Here is a 17,067-nt window from a genome sequence, read left to right as displayed (position 1 = left end):
GCTTCGGCCCGTTTCACAACGCTCAAACACAAACAACAACATCGGAGCCGTGATGGCAGGAAACAGTATTGGACAGTTATTCCGTGTGACCACTTTTGGTGAATCGCACGGGCTGGCATTGGGTTGTATCGTTGACGGCGTCCCGCCAGGCATCGAACTGACCGAAGCCGATTTACAGCACGACCTCGACCGTCGTCGTCCGGGCACTTCTCGCTACACCACGCAGCGTCGCGAGCCGGACCTGGTTAAAATTCTCTCCGGCGTCTTTGAAGGCCGTACCACCGGGACCAGCATTGGTCTGCTGATCGAAAACACCGATCAGCGTTCTCAGGACTACGGTGCTATCAAGGACGTGTTCCGCCCAGGCCATGCCGACTACACCTACGAGCAAAAATACGGCTTCCGTGACTATCGCGGCGGTGGACGTTCTTCCGCGCGTGAAACCGCGATGCGCGTGGCCGCAGGGGCGATTGCCAAGAAATACCTGCAGCAGAAGTTTGGCATTGTGATCCGTGGCTGTCTGACCCAGATGGGCGACATTCCGCTGGCCATCAAGGACTGGGAGCAGGTTGAACAGAACCCGTTCTTCTGTGCTGATGCCGACAAGCTGGAGGCGCTGGACGAACTGATGCGCGGCCTGAAAAAAGAGGGCGACTCCATTGGAGCGAAAGTCACCGTGGTGGCGGACGGCGTCCCGGCTGGCTGGGGTGAGCCGGTATTTGACCGTCTCGACGCCGACATCGCCCACGCGCTGATGAGCATTAACGCGGTTAAGGGTGTAGAGATTGGCGACGGTTTTGACGTGGTTCAGCTTCGTGGCAGTCAGAACCGCGACGAAATTACGAAAGCTGGTTTCCAGAGCAACCATGCGGGTGGCATTCTCGGTGGGATCAGCAGCGGGCAGCAGATTGTTGCCAACATCGCACTGAAGCCGACCTCCAGCATCACCGTGCCGGGCCATACGATTAACCGCGATGGCGAAGAAGTTGAGATGATCACCAAAGGACGTCACGATCCGTGCGTGGGGATCCGCGCGGTGCCGATCGCCGAGGCGATGCTGGCTATCGTGCTGATGGATCACTTCCTGCGCCAGCGCGCGCAGAATGCGGATGTGACGACCACCATTCCACGCTGGTAAACATGAAAAAGACCGCAATTGCTCTGCTGGCGCTGCTCGCCAGCGGAGCCAGTCTGGCCGCGACGCCATGGCAAAAAATCACCCACCCGGTGGCGGGGAGCGCGCAGTCCATTGGTGCCTTTTCGAACGGCTGTATCGTCGGTGCCCAGGAGCTTCCGCTGCAGTCCGATACCTACCAGGTGATGCGTACCGATCAGCGTCGTTATTTCGGTCACCCGGATCTGGTGTTGTTCATCCAGCGTCTGGGAAACCAGGTGCATAACCTGGGATTGGGCACGATGCTGATTGGCGATATGGGGATGCCTGCCGGCGGTCGTTTTAACAGTGGGCACGCCAGTCACCAGACAGGGCTGGACGTCGATATCTTCCTGCAGCTGCCGAAAACGCGCTGGACCTCCGCCCAACTGCTGAAACCGCAGGCGCTGGATCTGGTGGCGAGCGACGGCAAGCGCGTTGTGCCGTCACTGTGGACGCGGGACGTATCCAGCATGATCAAGCTGGCGGCAAAAGATAACGACGTCACGCGGATTTTCGTCAACCCGGCTATCAAACAGCAGCTCTGCCTGGATGCCGGAACCGATCGCGACTGGCTGCGCAAAGTCCGCCCGTGGTTCCAGCACCGTGCGCACATGCACGTGCGTCTGCGCTGCCCGGCGAACAGCCTGGAATGTGAAGATCAGCCGCTACCGCCGTCGGGCGATGGCTGCGGATATGAACTGCAAAGCTGGTTTGAGCCAGCCAAACCTGGAACCTCTAAGCCTGAGAAGAAGACACCGCCTCCGTTGCCGCCTTCCTGCCAGGCGCTACTGGATGAGCATGTACTTTAATGGATAATTTCGTCGATCTGTTTATGGTGTCGCCGCTGCTGCTGGTGGTGTTGTTCTTTGTGGCCATGCTGGCCGGTTTTATCGATGCTCTTGCGGGCGGCGGCGGGCTGTTAACCGTACCCGCGCTACTGGCGGCGGGCATGAGCCCGGCTCAGGCTCTGGCCACGAATAAGCTGCAGGCTTGCGGCGGTTCACTCTCGGCATCGCTCTATTTTATCCGCCGTAAGGTGGTGAGCCTTGCCGATCAGAAGCTCAATATCCTGATGACCTTTATCGGCTCGACGTCGGGCGCGCTGCTGGTCCAGCACGTGCAGTCCGATATTTTGCGCCAGATCCTGCCGATTCTGGTCATCTGCATCGGGCTTTACTTCTTGCTGATGCCAAAACTCGGTGAAGAAGATCGCCAGCGTCGTCTGCACGGTCTGCCATTTGCTCTGATTGCCGGTGGCTGTGTGGGTTTTTACGACGGTTTCTTCGGCCCGGGCGCCGGTTCATTTTATGCGCTGGCGTTCGTGACGCTAGCTGGGTTTAACCTTGCCAAATCCACTGCCCATGCCAAAGTGCTCAACGCGACCTCAAACCTTGGTGGCCTGTTGCTGTTTATCATCGGGGGCAAGGTTATCTGGGCAACCGGGTTTGTGATGATGGCGGGGCAGTTCCTGGGCGCGCGTGCAGGCTCGCGTCTGGTGTTAAGCAAAGGACAAAAACTTATCCGCCCAATGATTGTTATCGTCTCGGCGGTAATGAGCGCCAAACTTCTTTATGACAGCCATGGACAGGAGATCCTCACCTGGTTGGGGATGCACTCATGAACAGTACGCATAAATACGAACAGCTGATTGAGATTTTTGACGGCTGTTTTGCTGACGATTTTAATACCCGTCTGATTAAAGGCGACGACGAACCGATCTATCTTCCCGCAGATGCTGACGTGCCGTATAACCGCATCGTCTTTGCTCACGGTTTTTACGCCAGCGGGTTGCACGAGATTTCGCACTGGTGCATCGCCGGAAAAGCGCGTCGCGAGCTGGTGGACTTCGGCTACTGGTACTGCCCGGACGGACGTGACGCCGCAACGCAGGGGCAGTTTGAAGATGTTGAGGTTAAACCGCAGGCGCTGGAATGGTTATTCTGCATCGCGGCGGGTTTCCCGTTCAACGTGAGCTGTGACAACCTCGAAGGCGACTTCGAGCCAGACCGTATCGTGTTCCAGCGCCGCGTTCATGCGCAGGTGATGGAATATCTTGAGAAAGGCATTCCGGAACGTCCGGCGCGTCTGATCGAGGCTTTACAGAATTATTACCACACGCCGGCGATCGCGGCGGAATGCTTCCCCTGGCCGGAAGATCTTTAACTGAGGAAAGAAGATGATCGCAGAATTTGAATCACGCATTCTGGCGTTAATTGATGACATGGTGGAACACGCCAGTGATGATGAGCTGTTCGCCAGCGGTTATCTGCGTGGTCACCTGACGTTAGCCGTTGCTGAGCTGGAGGCCGGGGACGATCACACTGCCGAGGCCGTTCATGATGAAGTGACCCGCAGCCTGGAGAAAGCTATTCAGGCAGGAGAACTCTCTCCGCGCGATCAGTCACTGGTGCTGGGTATGTGGGACAATTTGTTCCAGCAGGCGAAAGCGAAGTAATTGTTTTCAGCCCTCTCCCGCAGGGAGAGGGCTCCAGACCACAGCCTACTTAACCTTTTTCCCCTTCAGCAGTTTCCGTACCCACAGTCGGTTTGGATTAAGCCCTGCAAGCGTAACCCTGTCCAGCGGAATCGGCTCTTCGCTCATTTGCGCGGCCAGTACTTCAGCCAGCAATGGCGCTGAACATAATCCCCGCGAGCCTAGCCCACCCAGCATAAACAGGTCCGGATACACCGGTGCACTCACTGCAGTATCTTTGTTTTCCGCAAGATCCTGATAAGCCTCCAGTGTTGCTTCATAGTCCGGTACGTTACCCGCCATAGGCAGATGGTCGCGGGTGGCGCAGCGCACGCCGCAGCGCGCTTCCCCCTCGCTGATGTCAACCTCTTTCGCCCACGCAGCATCCGGGAAACAGTCAATCAGTCGCTGGCGGTTTTGCTGTTGGTCCGCATCGCTGTAGTGCATATCCATTTCGCCACGATGGTAGCTGGCGCCGATGCAGTGATGGCCGTTAGACGGGTTTTGCGGCGTCAGATAGCCGTCATAGCACAGCACCTGACGCAGCTTGCTCAGTTCGGGCGCGGTCGGGATATGGCTCACCTGGCCGCCGACCGGATAAACCGGCAACGTCTCTGTCTGGATAAACTGGCTGATGTGATGCCCGTTTGCCAGCACAACGCTGGCATGGCTCGCCTCTTTACCATCGGCAAAACGGAGATTCCAGCGATCTGTGCGGCTCAGCGATTCAACCTTGTGAGCATAATGTGCCGTCAGTCCGCGCGATTGTGCCAGAGCAATGACCGCCGCGGTCAGTTCCGCCGGGCACAGCCAGCCGCCGAGCGGATACTGAATGCCTCCACAGCCGGTGTCCACGCCAGCGGTGTCTGCCACCTCTTGCGTACTTACCGCGCGGGCAATTTCGTCAGGCAGATCCAGCGACAGCATCTGCGTGATTTTTTGCTGGCTCTTTTCATCCCAGCCGAGCTGGGTCACGCCGCACCAGTCATGGTCGAATGCCACTGGCAGGGCGTCATACAGATGACGAGCGAAGATAAAGGCTGCCGGGAAAAACTGACTCAGTGCGGGATCGTGAGCGCTTAAAAGGGGATAGAGCGCCCCCTGACGGTTGCCGGAAGCCCCCCTTGCTGGCGTCTCGTCAGCACAGTAGAGTGTCACCTGCCAGCCCCGGTGGAGAAGGGCGAGAGAAAGCAGGGCGCTGGCGATCCCTCCGCCGACTATCGCCACTTCGCGCGATGCGCTGGCGCGGCGTGCAAACCAGGGCGCCTGAGCGGGAATGTCCAGCGTCTGATCCATCCTGCCGACCAGCATGTCGCGCTTGCGGCCAAAACCTTTGGTCTTCTGCATGGTAAAGCCCGCTTCCTGCAACCCCCGGCGGACAAATCCTGCCGAGGTAAAGGTAGCGAGCGTTGCACCCGGGCGCGCCAGCCGCGCCATCGCGGTGAACAGATGCTGACTCCACATATCCGGGTTTTTGGCAGGCGCAAAGCCGTCCAGGAACCATGCATCTACCTTCTGATTCATCGAATCATCGAGCTTATCGGTCAGTTCATTGATGTCGCCAAGCCACAGATCCAGTGTGATGCGTCCGCCGTCCAACAGTAAACGGTGACAGCCCCCAATATGAGGCGGCCACTGCGCCTGAAGCTGCTCTGCCCACGGTGCAAGTTCTGGCCAGTGCTGATGGGCGAGCCGCAGATCGTGCGCCGTGAGCGGGAATTTTTCGAAACTGATGAAATGTAATCTTTGTAGCGTAGCCTCAGGGTGTGCAGCGTGAAACTGATCGAACGCCTGCCAGAGGGTCAGAAAATTCAGCCCGGTACCGAAGCCGCTCTCGGCGACCACGAACAGATTCCGCGGATGTACAGGGAAGCGAATGCTGAGCTGGTTTCCGTCGAGGAAAACATAGCGGGTTTCTTCCAGTCCGTTATCATTAGAAAAATAGACGTCATCAAAATCTCGGGAAACAGGTGTACCCTCAGCGTTGAATTCGAGGTTGGCGGGTTGTATAGCATTTTGTTTCACGTAAGTTACTCGTCTGACAGGCAGTGGCACGATCTTAACGATGTGAGCCCATCGGTGCAAATTTCCGCAGAAAATGGCTGATCGGACTTGTTCGGCGTACAAGTGTACGCTATTGTGCGACTCGAAACTTACTATAGTGCGACTTACAGAGGTATTGAATGAAACGTGCAGTGATTACTGGCCTGGGCATTGTCTCCAGCATCGGTAATAACCAGCAGGAAGTCCTGGCATCTCTGCGTGAAGGACGCTCCGGGATCACTTTCTCTGAAGAGTTTAAAGATTCAGGTATGCGCAGCCACGTATGGGGTAACGTCAAACTGGACACCACCGGTTTGATTGACCGCAAAGTGGTTCGTTTCATGAACGATGCCTCTATTTATGCTTATCTCTCCATGCAGGAAGCGATCAAAGATTCCGGCCTGAGTGAAGAGGTTTATCAGAACAACCCGCGCGTGGGTCTGATTGCCGGTTCCGGCGGCTCATCAAAAGCGCAGGTATTCGGTGCTGACGCAATGCGCAGCCCGCGTGGTCTGAAAGCGGTAGGTCCGTACGTGGTAACTAAAGCCATGGGTTCCGCGGTTTCCGCGTGCCTGGCGACTCCATTCAAAATTCACGGTGTGAACTACTCCATCAGCTCCGCGTGTGCGACGTCTGCACACTGCATCGGTAATGCTGTTGAGCAGATCCAGCTGGGTAAACAGGACATCGTATTTGCTGGCGGCGGCGAAGAGCTGGGCTGGGAAATGGCCTGTGAATTCGACGCGATGGGCGCACTGTCCACCAAGTACAATGAAACCCCGGATAAAGCATCTCGTACCTATGATGCGCACCGTGACGGTTTCGTTATCGCTGGCGGCGGCGGTATGGTTGTGGTTGAAGAGCTGGAACATGCGCTGGCACGTGGCGCGCACATCTATGCTGAGATCGTGGGCTACGGTGCAACGTCTGATGGCGCTGACATGGTTGCGCCATCTGGCGAAGGCGCGGTACGCTGCATGAAGATGGCGATGCACGGTGTTGATACCCCAATCGACTACCTGAACTCCCACGGTACCTCTACTCCGGTAGGCGACGTGAAAGAGCTGGGTGCAATCCGTGAAGTCTTCGGCGACAACAGCCCGGCAATCTCCGCGACCAAAGCGATGACCGGACACTCTCTGGGTGCGGCTGGCGTGCAGGAAGCGATCTACTCTCTGCTGATGCTGGAAAACGGCTTTATCGCCCCAAGCATCAACATCGAAGAGATGGACGAGCAGGCTGCTGGCCTGAACATCGTGACCAAACCAATGGACGCGACGCTGACCACCGTCATGTCCAACAGCTTCGGTTTCGGCGGCACCAACGCCACGCTGGTGATGCGCAAGCTGAAAGCATAAGTTTTATGTTTGATTCAGAAAGGGAGCCATAAGGCTCCCTTTTATTATGCATTGACAACTGGCTGATCTGACAGGCAAACTTCACCACTCAACATTATCCTCACGATAATGCGTAAGCGTTTAACGTCAACCAACGCACCTTAATCCTGATAATCAGGTAGAGGGGGCGTGGCATTTCCCCGCCTTACTCTTCATTTCGGAGTAAAGCATGACTGCAATAACTCAAACAGAAACAACCCCTTCAGCGAACGTCTCGTTGTTCCGCATCGCCTTTGCCGTATTTCTGACCTATATGACCGTTGGCCTGCCGTTGCCGGTGATCCCGCTGTTCGTTCATCAGGAACTGGGCTATGGCAACACCATGGTCGGCATTGCCGTGGGCATTCAGTTTTTAGCCACGGTATTAACGCGTGGATACGCCGGTCGTCTGGCGGATCAGCACGGTGCTAAACGTTCCGCACTGCAGGGGATGTTTGCCTGCGGGCTGGCAGGTGGTGCGTGGCTGCTGGCTGCTCTCCTGCCGGTCGACGCCGCGTATAAATTTGCGCTGCTGGTGCTGGGCCGTTTAATCCTCGGCTTTGGTGAAAGCCAGCTGCTGACCGGTACCCTGACCTGGGGTATGGGTCTTGTGGGGCCTGCGCGTTCCGGAAAAGTGATGTCCTGGAACGGTATGGCCATCTACGGCGCGCTGGCCGCGGGCGCACCGCTTGGACTGCTGATCAATAGCCAGTTTGGATTTGCGGCGCTGGCTGCCACCACCATGCTGTTACCGCTCCTGGCGTGGGCGTTTAACGGTTCGGTCCGTAAAGTACCTGCCCATAAAGGGGAGCGTCCTTCCCTGTGGAGCGTGGTTGGTCAAATATGGCAGCCGGGTCTTGGTCTGGCACTGCAGGGCGTGGGATTTGCGGTGATTGGTACGTTCGTCTCGCTGTATTTCATGAGTCGTGGCTGGGCGATGGCGGGCTTTACCCTCACTGCCTTTGGCGGCGCATTTGTGCTGATGCGAGTGCTGTTCGGCTGGATGCCGGATCGTTTTGGCGGTGTGAAAGTGGCGGTAGCGTCGCTGATGATAGAAACCGTTGGCTTGTTGCTACTGTGGAACGCACCGGTCGCTTCTGTTGCACTGATCGGCGCAGCACTCACCGGTTGCGGTTGTTCACTGATCTTCCCGGCGCTCGGCGTTGAAGTCGTGAAGCGTGTTGCCCCGCAGGTGCGTGGTACAGCATTGGGCGGCTATGCGGCGTTTCAGGATATCTCATACGGTGTCACTGGGCCGCTGGCGGGGCTGTTAGCCACTTCGTTTGGCTATCCGTCAGTGTTCCTGGCCGGAGCGGTTTCTGCGGTGGTTGGGATTATTGTGACGCTGGTGGCGTTTCGCAGGACTTGAGCCGTTGTAGGCCCGGTAAGCGCAGCGCCACCGGGCAAAACCTCAGGCAACCAGCCAGAAAATCGCCAGCGCAATCATCAGCGCAATAAACAACAGCCCCGGACGGGCAGACAGCGTTCTGAAGGTCTCCACGACCGGTGCAAACAGCGGGTTGTAGATCGGCTGAATATCCCTGACTTCCGGCACGCCGCCTTCACGCTCGGCGCGGCGGATAAAGATCTGATTCAGCAAATCCTGCACCTGCGCGGTGGTCAGTACCGTTTGCGGCGTGGCCTGCCAGGTCTGCTGGGCGTAATCCCGAATCACCTCAAACTCATGCGGCTCAAGCGGCTGTTTCAGTGCCGCCTGGAGCGTATGCAGGGTAGGGGTATTCTGGGCACTCAGCGTCTGACGGGCCTGTAGCCAGGTCACCAGATGGGTAAACTGTTTCGCCGGGATCAGCTCGCCCGCTTTCACGCCGGAAAGCTCCAGCATCGACTGCCAGATTAGCTTCGTTGACTCGCCGGTGGCGGCGGCCAATTTGGTCACCATCTGGTTCAGTGTATTGTGTTCAGCAGGCAGCAGCGGACGCTCGGTTGACGGACGCTGTTGCGGTTGCGGGATGGTCAGCTGATTGGTTTGCAGTAGCGTCAGCACGGTTTTCAACTGCTCTGGCGTCAGCTGACTCAGGGTGGTCTGGCCAAACTGCTGGCGAATGAAATCACTGACCGCCTGTCGGTTATTACCCTGGCCTAACAGCTCGGTGAGCTGTGAGACAATCTGCCGGGTGGTGTGATTTTGCTGTGCGGCGGTAATACGCTGATTCAGATTTTGCTCGGCCGCAGGGAAATGGCGCGACTGCAGCGGTGCATCGTTCCGGACACCTAAATCATGCTTAACCCCGGCCCAGACTTCCGCGTTTTGCTGTGACGTCAGCGCAATCAGGCGCGTGATCAGTCGCTCCAGCACGGTGCGCTGTTGTGTGGATAGCGGTTGTTCACCGGCAACGTTCGGCGTGACAGGGCCTTCACCCGGAGGGCGTGGCGGCGTACCTGAAATGGGCTGCATCGTCAAAAATCCTTAAAGTCAAAACTCAGCGTAAACCAGGCATACGTATATGCCTGGCGGCCAGATTATGGCACACTTGGCAGGTTTTCTTCCTCTCAAACAGGTACTCAGACGTGAAAATCCTCGTTGATGAAAATATGCCTTATGCCCGTGAGCTGTTTAGCCGCCTGGGTAACGTTAAGGCTGTCCCTGGTCGTCCAATCCCGGTTAACGAACTGGATGATGCAGATGCGCTGATGGTGCGCTCGGTGACCAAAGTAAATGAGTCGTTGCTCGCCGGTAAAGCGATTAAGTTCGTCGGGACCGCAACGGCAGGGACCGATCATGTGGATGACAAATGGCTTAAGCAGGCGGGGATCGGTTTTTCCGCCGCGCCGGGCTGTAACGCCATTGCTGTAGTGGAATACGTTTTTTCCTCCCTGCTGATGCTTGCCGAGCGTGACGGTTTTGCGCTGCAGGATCGTACCGTAGGGATTGTCGGTGTGGGTAATGTGGGCGGACGCCTGCAAAAACGTCTGGAAGCGTTGGGTATTCGTACTCTGCTGTGCGACCCTCCGCGCAAAGACAACGGTGAGGAAGGGGATTTCCGCCCGCTGGATGAACTGGTTGAACAGTGCGATGTGATCACTTTCCACACGCCATTGTTTAAAGAAGGGCCGTATAAGTCGCTGCATCTTGCCGACGAAGCCCTGATCCGTCGTCTGAAACCTGGCACTATTCTGATAAATGCCTGCCGCGGTCCGGTGGTGGATAATGCCGCGCTGCTGACATGTCTGAATGATGGACAAGACCTCAGCGTGGTGCTGGACGTCTGGGAGCCAGAGCCGGATCTCAACGTTGAGCTGCTTAACAAGGTGGACGTGGGTACTGCGCATATCGCCGGTTACACCCTCGAGGGGAAAGCGCGCGGCACGACTCAGGTCTTCGAAGCCTACAGTGCCTTTATTGGGCATCCGCAGCAGGTCGCGCTGGATACCTTACTGCCTGCACCTGAATTTGGCCGCATTACGCTGCATGGTCCGCTCGATCAGGCGACGCTGAAAAGGTTGGTGCATTTGGTGTATGATGTGCGCCGCGATGATGCGCTACTGCGTAAGGTGGCGGGGATCCCGGGTGAGTTTGACAAGCTGCGCAAAAACTATGTTGAGCGCCGTGAGTGGTCCTCTCTGTATGTGATTTGCGATGACGCAAAGGCTGCAACGCTACTGCATAAACTGGGTTTTAACGCCGTTCATCACCCGGCGCATTAATGTCTTCTTAATGCTCCCTGTCGGATACTCCGACAGGGACGCTTTTTTATTTCTGGAGTAAACCACCATGTCTGAAGGCTGGAACATTGCCATTTTAGGTGCCACGGGTGCCGTGGGCGAAGCCCTGCTCGAAACCCTTGCTGAGCGTCAGTTCCCGGTGGGCGATATCTATGCGCTGGCACGTACCGATAGCGCGGGTGAGCATCTGCGTTTCAACAGTAAATCCGTGATGGTTCAGGATGCGGCAGCGTTCGACTGGACGCAGGCGCAGCTGGCATTTTTCGCCGCGGGTGCTGAAGCCACTGCTGCATACATTGAAGAGGCGACCAACGCGGGCTGCCTGGTGATCGACCTGAGCGGTCTGTTCTCCATGGAGCCGGATGTGCCGCTGGTGGTGCCGGACGTGAACCCGTTTGTGCTGGCTGATTACCGTAATCGCAATATCATCGCGGTACCAAACAGCCTGACCAGCCAGCTGCTGACCGCTCTGAAACCACTTATCGACGACGGCGGCCTGTCGCGTATTACTGTCACCAGTCTGCTGTCCGCCTCCGCAAATGGCAAAAAGGCCGTCGATGCGCTGGCCGGTCAGAGCGCGAAGTTGTTGAACGGTATCCCGATTGACGAAGACGATTTCTTTGGTCGTCAGCTGGCGTTCAACATGCTGCCATTGCTGCCCGATCGAGAGGGTTCCGTGCGCGAAGAGCGCCGGATCGTCGATGAAGTTCGTAAAATTCTGCAGGACGACGGCCTGATGATCTCCGCGAACGTCGTGCAGTCCCCGGTCTTCTACGGTCACGCGCAGATGGTAGGTTTTGAAGCGCTGCGTCCGCTGGCGGCAGAAGAAGCGCGCGATGCGTTTGGTCGTGGGGAAGACATTGTGCTTTCCGAAGAGAGCGAGTTCCCGACCCAGGTGGGCGATGCCACCGGTAGCGCGCATCTTTCCGTTGGCTGCGTGCGTAACGACTACGGTATGCCGGAGCAGGTGCAGTTCTGGTCCGTTGCTGACAACGTTCGTTTCGGCGGTGCGCTGATGGCGGTCAAAATCGCTGAAAAACTGGTACAGGAGTACCTGTACTGATGTCAGACGTGGATCAAAAGCCAGTTCATAAAATTGCCCTCGGTATTGAGTACGATGGCAGTAAATACTATGGCTGGCAGCGTCAGAATGAGGTGCGCAGCGTCCAGGAGAAGCTGGAAAAAGCGCTCTCTCAGGTGGCAAACGAGCCAATTAACGTCCTGTGCGCGGGCCGTACGGACGCGGGTGTTCATGGCACGGGGCAGGTGGTTCACTTTGAAACCACAGCCGTGCGTAAAGATGCTGCCTGGACGCTGGGTGTAAATGCGAATTTACCTGGTGACATTGCTGTTCGTTGGGTGAAAGCTGTGCCGAATGATTTTCACGCGCGCTTCAGCGCCACGGCGCGTCGCTACCGTTATGTCATCTACAATCAACGTCTTCGTCCAGCGGTGTTAAGCCAGGGTGTGACGCATTTTTATGAACCGCTTGATGCTGAACGTATGCATCGTGCGGCGCAATGTCTGATTGGTGAGAATGACTTTACGTCGTTTCGTGCGGTGCAGTGTCAGTCCCGCACGCCGTGGCGTAATGTCATGCACATAAACGTCAGCCGTTTTGGCGCTTATGTGGTGGTGGATATCAAAGCCAATGCCTTTGTACATCATATGGTACGGAATATTGTGGGCAGCCTGATGGAAGTGGGTGCCGGACACCAGCCGGAGAGCTGGATTGCTGAACTGCTGGCAGCGAAGGACAGAACGCTTGCGGCAGCCACGGCGAAAGCGGAGGGGTTGTATCTGGTCTCGGTAGACTATCCGGATCGGTTTGACCTGCCGAAACCGCCAATGGGCCCGCTATTTTTAGCGGACTAAACAAAGGTGCAATTAGGGCTTAAACAATATGGACGTAATTCGTTTTTTGATTGATTTCATCCTGCATATTGATGTTCACCTGGCAGAGCTTGTCGCGCAATATGGCGTCTGGGTTTACGCTATTCTGTTCCTCATTCTGTTCTGTGAAACCGGTCTGGTCGTCACCCCGTTTTTACCCGGGGATTCGCTGCTGTTCGTCGCCGGGGCGTTATCAGCGTTACCGACCAATGATCTGAATGTACATCTGATGGTTGTGCTGATGGTGATTGCCGCCATTATTGGTGATGCGGTCAACTATACGATTGGGCGAGTATTTGGTGAGCGGCTTTTCAGTAATCCGGACTCGAAAATTTTCCGTCGTAGCTATTTAGACAAGACCCATGCGTTTTATGAACGCCATGGTGGCAAAACCATTATCCTTGCGCGTTTTGTGCCTATTGTGCGTACATTTGCACCGTTTGTGGCGGGAATGGGACATATGTCCTATCGTCACTTTGCAGCATACAACGTGGTTGGCGCGCTGCTGTGGGTTCTGCTCTTTACCTATGCAGGCTACCTGTTTGGCGATCTTCCGGTGGTTCAGGAAAACCTTAAGTTACTGATTGTAGCGATTATTGTGCTTTCTGTACTGCCGGGCGTGATTGAAATTATTCGTCACAAACGTGCGGCGGCGAAACAAGCGAAGTAAATGCACACTGGCGGTTCGACCACTTTTTTATCCAAAGTTTCGGGCTGTTATGTTTTAATGTGCAACATTCATGGTCTGTTGGAGGCAAAAATGGCATTATTCGCCTCTTATAGCAAAACTGGCATACGACCAGGTTCAGGCAGAAAGGTTATCAATGAGCTGGATTGAACGAATTAAAAGCAACATTACCCCAACGCGCAAAGCGAGCATTCCTGAAGGGGTATGGACGAAGTGTGATAGCTGCGGCCAGGTTCTGTATCGCGCAGAGCTGGAACGCAACCTAGAGGTGTGTCCGAAGTGTGACCACCACATGCGTATGTCGGCGCGTAACCGCCTGCATAGCCTGCTGGACGAAGGTTCTCTGGTAGAACTGGGTAGCGAGCTTGAGCCAAAAGACGTGCTGAAGTTCCGCGATTCCAAAAAATACAAAGATCGTCTGGCCTCTGCACAGAAAGAGACCGGCGAGAAAGACGCGCTGATCGTCATGAAGGGCACCCTGCATGAGATGCCGGTTGTTGCTGCTGCGTTTGAGTTCTCCTTTATGGGCGGCTCAATGGGTTCAGTGGTGGGTGCGCGTTTTGTTCGTGCCGTTGAGCAGGCGCTGGAAGACAACTGCCCGCTGATCTGCTTCTCTGCCTCTGGCGGTGCGCGTATGCAGGAAGCGTTGATGTCTCTGATGCAGATGGCGAAAACCTCTGCTGCACTGGCAAAAATGCAGGAGCGTGGTCTGCCTTACATCTCTGTGCTGACCGACCCAACCATGGGTGGCGTCTCCGCTAGTTTCGCGATGCTGGGCGATCTGAACATCGCTGAGCCAAAAGCGCTGATCGGCTTTGCAGGTCCTCGCGTTATTGAGCAGACCGTGCGTGAAAAACTGCCGCCGGGCTTCCAGCGCAGTGAGTTCCTCATTGAAAAAGGTGCCATCGACATGATCGTCCGTCGTCCGGAAATGCGCCTGAAGCTGGCGAGCATTCTGGCGAAGCTGATGAACCTGCCAGCGCCAAACCCGGATGAGCCGCGCGAAGGCGTGGTGGTACCGGATCAGGAACCCGAGGCCTGATAACTGAAAAGGGCAGGGCCGGTTGGCGCTGCCCTTTTGCTTTCTAAACTGTTAATGACAACCGGGCATCATGGAAAATAAAAGCATTCCCCAAGCCACGTCGCCCCTGGCCGCGTGGCTTTCTTATCTGGAAAACCTGCACAGCAAAACCATTGATATGGGCCTTGAGCGCGTAAGCCAGGTCGCTGCGCGTCTTGATGTGCTGAAACCTGCGCCTTTCGTTTTTACTGTCGCGGGCACCAACGGTAAAGGGACGACCTGCCGTACGCTGGAATCCATTCTGATGGCTGCGGGTTATAAGGTTGGCGTTTACAGCTCTCCACACCTGGTACGCTATACCGAACGGGTTCGCGTGCAGAACAGCGAGTTGCCGGAATCGGCACATACGACCTCGTTCGCGGAAATTGAAGCCGCGCGCGGTGAGATCTCATTAACCTATTTCGAATACGGAACGCTTTCGGCGCTGTGGCTGTTCAAGCAGGCGCAACTCGATGTGGTGATCCTTGAGGTCGGACTGGGTGGGCGTCTTGATGCCACCAATATGGTGGATGCAGATGTGGCGGTGGTCACCAGCATCGCGCTGGATCATACCGACTGGCTGGGACCGGACCGTGAAAGCATTGGCCGCGAGAAGGCCGGTGTTTTCCGCGCAGATAAGCCCGCCGTGGTCGGCGAGCCGGATATGCCACACACCATCGCTGACGTGGCAAACGAGAAGGGCGCGCGTCTGCTGCGCCGCGGCGTTGACTGGCAGTATGAAGTGCGTGACAACGCCTGGTGCTTTAGCGATGCACAGGGCGCGCTGGACAACCTGCCTCTGCCGCAGGTGCCACAACCTAACGCGGCAACGGCACTGGCAGCACTGCGCGCCAGCGGCCTCGCGGTCAGCGAGCAGGCGATCCGCGATGGTATACAGAACGCGATTCTGCCCGGGCGTTTCCAGATCGTCAGCGAGTCACCACGTCTCATTCTGGATGTGGCTCATAACCCACATGCGGCGGCTTATCTTGCCGGACGTCTTAAATCGTTACCAAAAACCGGGCGCGTACTGGCAGTTATCGGTATGCTTCATGATAAAGATATCGGCGGGACGCTGGCCTGCATGGAGAGTGTGGTCGATAGCTGGTATTGTGCTCCTCTGGAGGGGCCGCGTGGTGCAACAGCCGAGCAACTGATGGAACATCTTGGCAAAGGCGCAATCTACAATAGCGTGGCCCAGGCCTGGCATGCCGCGATGGCGGATGCTAAACCAGAAGATACCGTGCTGGTGTGTGGCTCATTCCACACCGTAGCACATGTCATGGAAGTGATGGACGCGGGGAGAACCGGTGGCGAGTAAGTTTCAGAACCGTTTAACAGGAACCATTGTGCTGGTCGCGCTCGGGGTGATTATCCTCCCGGGTCTGCTCGACGGGCAGAAAAAGCATTATCAGGATGAGTTTGCCGCTATTCCGCTGGTCCCTAAACCGGGTGACCGCGATGAGCCGGATATGCTGCCTGCGGCGACGCAAGCACTTCCTGCTCAACCACCGGAAGGTGCGGCAGAAGAGGTTCGTGCGGGCGATGCTGCAGCACCGTCGCTCGACCCGTCCCGTCTGGCGGCAACAAGCAACAATGAGATCGACCCAGTGCCGGTAGAGCAGCCTAAACCTGTTGAAAAACCGAAGCCGGTCGACAAACCACAGCCGAAACCACAGCGCGATAAGACAGCAGAACAGCTGGCCGCTGCTTCAGAGACAGCTCCACCAGCGAAACCGGCTCAGCAAGAAGCCGCAGCCCCAACGGGCAAAGCTTACGTTGTGCAGCTTGGTGCGCTGAAAAATGCGGATAAAGTCAATGAGGTGGTGGGGAAACTGCGCAGTGCGGGGTATCGTGTTTACACTTCACCTTCCACGCCGGTGCAGGGTAAAATTACCCGTATCCTCGTGGGGCCAGAGGCGTCTAAAGACAAACTGAAAGGTTCGCTCGGCGAGCTGAAGCAGATCTCCGGTCTGAGTGGTGTAGTGATGAGCTACAGCGCTAACTAAGTACGACCTGCTCCTGAAAGAGAGAGGCGATAGGCCACGGCGTTGAACATTTTTTCAGCGCCTTTTTTATTTACGCGCGGGAAGGAAATCCCTACGCAAACGTTTTCTTTTTCTGTTAGAATTCGCCCCGAACTGGATGACAGGGCGTTAAATCGTGGGACACATATGGTCTGGATTGATTACGCCATCATTGCGGTGATTGGTTTTTCCTGTCTGGTTAGCCTGATCCGTGGCTTTGTTCGTGAAGCGTTATCGCTGGTGACATGGGGTTGTGCTTTCTTTGTTGCCAGTCATTACTACACTTACCTGTCTGTCTGGTTCACGGGCTTTGAAGATGAACTGGTCCGAAATGGAATCGCTATCGCGGTGCTGTTTATCGCGACGCTGATTGTCGGCGCTATCGTGAATTACGTGATAGGTCAGCTGGTCGAGAAAACCGGTCTGTCAGGAACGGACAGGGTGCTCGGGATCTGTTTCGGTGCATTACGAGGCGTACTGATTGTAGCCGCGATCTTGTTCTTCCTGGATACCTTCACCGGGTTCTCCAAAAGTGAAGACTGGCAGAAATCGCAGCTCATTCCAGAGTTCAGCTTCATCATCAGATGGTTCTTTGACTATCTGCAAAGCTCGTCGAGTTTTTTGCCCAGGGCATAAACCCTGAGATGTGGCTTAACGAGGAAAAGAC

The 17,067-nt window shown here is 56.2% G+C and carries 17 protein-coding genes; 15 read left to right on the top strand and 2 right to left on the bottom strand.

The window, feature by feature from the left end; all coding sequences use genetic code 11:
* Window positions 1–52: 52 nt before the first annotated feature.
* From aroC to LCD46_15670, 5 genes are read left to right on the top strand one after another with little or no spacing between them, the layout of a single operon-like run.
* On the top strand, window positions 53–1,138 hold the full coding sequence (gene aroC, locus LCD46_15690; protein UOY69514.1) for a chorismate synthase: 1,086 nt from the start codon (window positions 53–55) through the stop codon (window positions 1,136–1,138).
* A gap of 2 nt (window positions 1,139–1,140) precedes the next feature.
* Window positions 1,141–1,965 carry a penicillin-insensitive murein endopeptidase gene (mepA, locus tag LCD46_15685; GenBank protein UOY69513.1) on the top strand — a complete coding sequence of 275 codons (825 nt, stop codon included), beginning with the start codon at window positions 1,141–1,143 and terminating at the stop codon, window positions 1,963–1,965.
* A complete protein-coding gene (locus LCD46_15680; protein UOY69512.1) occupies window positions 1,965–2,777 on the top strand; it encodes a sulfite exporter TauE/SafE family protein in 813 nt (270 codons plus the stop codon). Before mepA ends, LCD46_15680 begins: the two co-directional genes overlap by 1 nt.
* Window positions 2,774–3,319 carry an elongation factor P hydroxylase gene (locus tag LCD46_15675; protein ID UOY69511.1) on the top strand — a complete coding sequence of 182 codons (546 nt, stop codon included), beginning with the start codon at window positions 2,774–2,776 and terminating at the stop codon, window positions 3,317–3,319. The genes LCD46_15680 and LCD46_15675 overlap by 4 nt, the downstream gene beginning before the upstream one ends.
* Before the next feature lie 13 nt (window positions 3,320–3,332).
* Window positions 3,333–3,611, top strand: coding sequence for a YfcL family protein (locus tag LCD46_15670; protein ID UOY69510.1), 279 nt, complete (start codon window positions 3,333–3,335; stop codon window positions 3,609–3,611).
* Window positions 3,612–3,656: 45 nt separating this feature from the next.
* Here LCD46_15670 and mnmC read toward each other — a convergent pair whose 3' ends face one another.
* The gene (gene mnmC / locus LCD46_15665) at window positions 3,657–5,654 is read right to left on the bottom strand and encodes a bifunctional tRNA (5-methylaminomethyl-2-thiouridine)(34)-methyltransferase MnmD/FAD-dependent 5-carboxymethylaminomethyl-2-thiouridine(34) oxidoreductase MnmC (GenBank protein ID UOY69509.1); all 1,998 of its coding nucleotides are present in this window, start codon (window positions 5,652–5,654) and stop codon (window positions 3,657–3,659) included.
* Window positions 5,655–5,812: 158 nt separating this feature from the next.
* On the opposite strand from mnmC, the gene fabB reads away from it, so the two are divergent.
* A complete protein-coding gene (gene fabB / locus LCD46_15660; GenBank protein ID UOY69508.1) occupies window positions 5,813–7,030 on the top strand; it encodes a beta-ketoacyl-ACP synthase I in 1,218 nt (405 codons plus the stop codon).
* 208 nt (window positions 7,031–7,238) lie between these two features.
* On the top strand, window positions 7,239–8,417 hold the full coding sequence (locus LCD46_15655) for an MFS transporter (protein ID UOY69507.1): 1,179 nt from the start codon (window positions 7,239–7,241) through the stop codon (window positions 8,415–8,417).
* Between the two features lie 42 nt (window positions 8,418–8,459).
* Here LCD46_15655 and flk read toward each other — a convergent pair whose 3' ends face one another.
* Window positions 8,460–9,464, bottom strand: a complete 1,005-nt coding sequence (flk, locus tag LCD46_15650) for a flagella biosynthesis regulator Flk (GenBank protein ID UOY69506.1) — start codon at window positions 9,462–9,464, stop codon at window positions 8,460–8,462.
* A 113-nt stretch (window positions 9,465–9,577) separates the two neighbouring features.
* Here flk and pdxB point away from each other — a divergent pair, with 113 nt between their 5' ends.
* From pdxB to cvpA, 8 genes are all read left to right on the top strand, one after another.
* Complete coding sequence (gene pdxB, locus LCD46_15645) at window positions 9,578–10,714, top strand: 4-phosphoerythronate dehydrogenase PdxB (protein UOY69505.1); 1,137 nt, start codon at window positions 9,578–9,580, stop codon at window positions 10,712–10,714.
* A 67-nt stretch (window positions 10,715–10,781) separates the two neighbouring features.
* Window positions 10,782–11,795, top strand: coding sequence for an aspartate-semialdehyde dehydrogenase (locus LCD46_15640; protein ID UOY69504.1), 1,014 nt, complete (start codon window positions 10,782–10,784; stop codon window positions 11,793–11,795).
* A complete protein-coding gene (gene truA / locus LCD46_15635) occupies window positions 11,795–12,607 on the top strand; it encodes a tRNA pseudouridine(38-40) synthase TruA (GenBank protein ID UOY69503.1) in 813 nt (270 codons plus the stop codon). The genes LCD46_15640 and truA overlap by 1 nt, the downstream gene beginning before the upstream one ends.
* 28 nt (window positions 12,608–12,635) lie before the next feature.
* Complete coding sequence (locus tag LCD46_15630; protein ID UOY69502.1) at window positions 12,636–13,295, top strand: DedA family protein; 660 nt, start codon at window positions 12,636–12,638, stop codon at window positions 13,293–13,295.
* Window positions 13,296–13,449: 154 nt separating this feature from the next.
* Entirely contained in the window at window positions 13,450–14,355 is a 906-nt protein-coding gene (accD, locus tag LCD46_15625) for an acetyl-CoA carboxylase, carboxyltransferase subunit beta (protein ID UOY69501.1), read from the top strand.
* Window positions 14,356–14,425: 70 nt separating this feature from the next.
* Entirely contained in the window at window positions 14,426–15,694 is a 1,269-nt protein-coding gene (gene folC, locus LCD46_15620; protein ID UOY69500.1) for a bifunctional tetrahydrofolate synthase/dihydrofolate synthase, read from the top strand.
* A complete protein-coding gene (gene dedD / locus LCD46_15615) occupies window positions 15,684–16,382 on the top strand; it encodes a cell division protein DedD (protein UOY69499.1) in 699 nt (232 codons plus the stop codon). Before folC ends, dedD begins: the two co-directional genes overlap by 11 nt.
* A 165-nt stretch (window positions 16,383–16,547) precedes the next feature.
* Window positions 16,548–17,036: a colicin V production protein gene (gene cvpA / locus LCD46_15610; protein ID UOY69498.1), complete on the top strand. Its 489-nt coding sequence runs from the start codon at window positions 16,548–16,550 to the stop codon at window positions 17,034–17,036.
* Window positions 17,037–17,067: the final 31 nt, after the last annotated feature.

The organism is Enterobacter ludwigii (assembly GCA_023023105.1).
Classification (GTDB): domain Bacteria; phylum Pseudomonadota; class Gammaproteobacteria; order Enterobacterales; family Enterobacteriaceae; genus Enterobacter; species Enterobacter adelaidei.
Note: the sequence above shows the minus strand (reverse complement) of the source record. Positions and strands in the feature narration are given on the sequence as shown.

Coding starts and splice junctions, on each gene's coding strand:
- aroC (UOY69514.1), top strand. CDS start 53: ATGGCAGGAAACAGTATTGGACAGTTATTCCGTGTGACCACTTTTGGT.
- mepA (UOY69513.1), top strand. CDS start 1,141: ATGAAAAAGACCGCAATTGCTCTGCTGGCGCTGCTCGCCAGCGGAGCC.
- LCD46_15680 (UOY69512.1), top strand. CDS start 1,965: ATGGATAATTTCGTCGATCTGTTTATGGTGTCGCCGCTGCTGCTGGTG.
- LCD46_15675 (UOY69511.1), top strand. CDS start 2,774: ATGAACAGTACGCATAAATACGAACAGCTGATTGAGATTTTTGACGGC.
- LCD46_15670 (UOY69510.1), top strand. CDS start 3,333: ATGATCGCAGAATTTGAATCACGCATTCTGGCGTTAATTGATGACATG.
- fabB (UOY69508.1), top strand. CDS start 5,813: ATGAAACGTGCAGTGATTACTGGCCTGGGCATTGTCTCCAGCATCGGT.
- LCD46_15655 (UOY69507.1), top strand. CDS start 7,239: ATGACTGCAATAACTCAAACAGAAACAACCCCTTCAGCGAACGTCTCG.
- flk (UOY69506.1), bottom strand. CDS start 9,464: ATGCAGCCCATTTCAGGTACGCCGCCACGCCCTCCGGGTGAAGGCCCT.
- LCD46_15640 (UOY69504.1), top strand. CDS start 10,782: ATGTCTGAAGGCTGGAACATTGCCATTTTAGGTGCCACGGGTGCCGTG.
- truA (UOY69503.1), top strand. CDS start 11,795: ATGTCAGACGTGGATCAAAAGCCAGTTCATAAAATTGCCCTCGGTATT.
- LCD46_15630 (UOY69502.1), top strand. CDS start 12,636: ATGGACGTAATTCGTTTTTTGATTGATTTCATCCTGCATATTGATGTT.
- accD (UOY69501.1), top strand. CDS start 13,450: ATGAGCTGGATTGAACGAATTAAAAGCAACATTACCCCAACGCGCAAA.
- folC (UOY69500.1), top strand. CDS start 14,426: ATGGAAAATAAAAGCATTCCCCAAGCCACGTCGCCCCTGGCCGCGTGG.
- cvpA (UOY69498.1), top strand. CDS start 16,548: ATGGTCTGGATTGATTACGCCATCATTGCGGTGATTGGTTTTTCCTGT.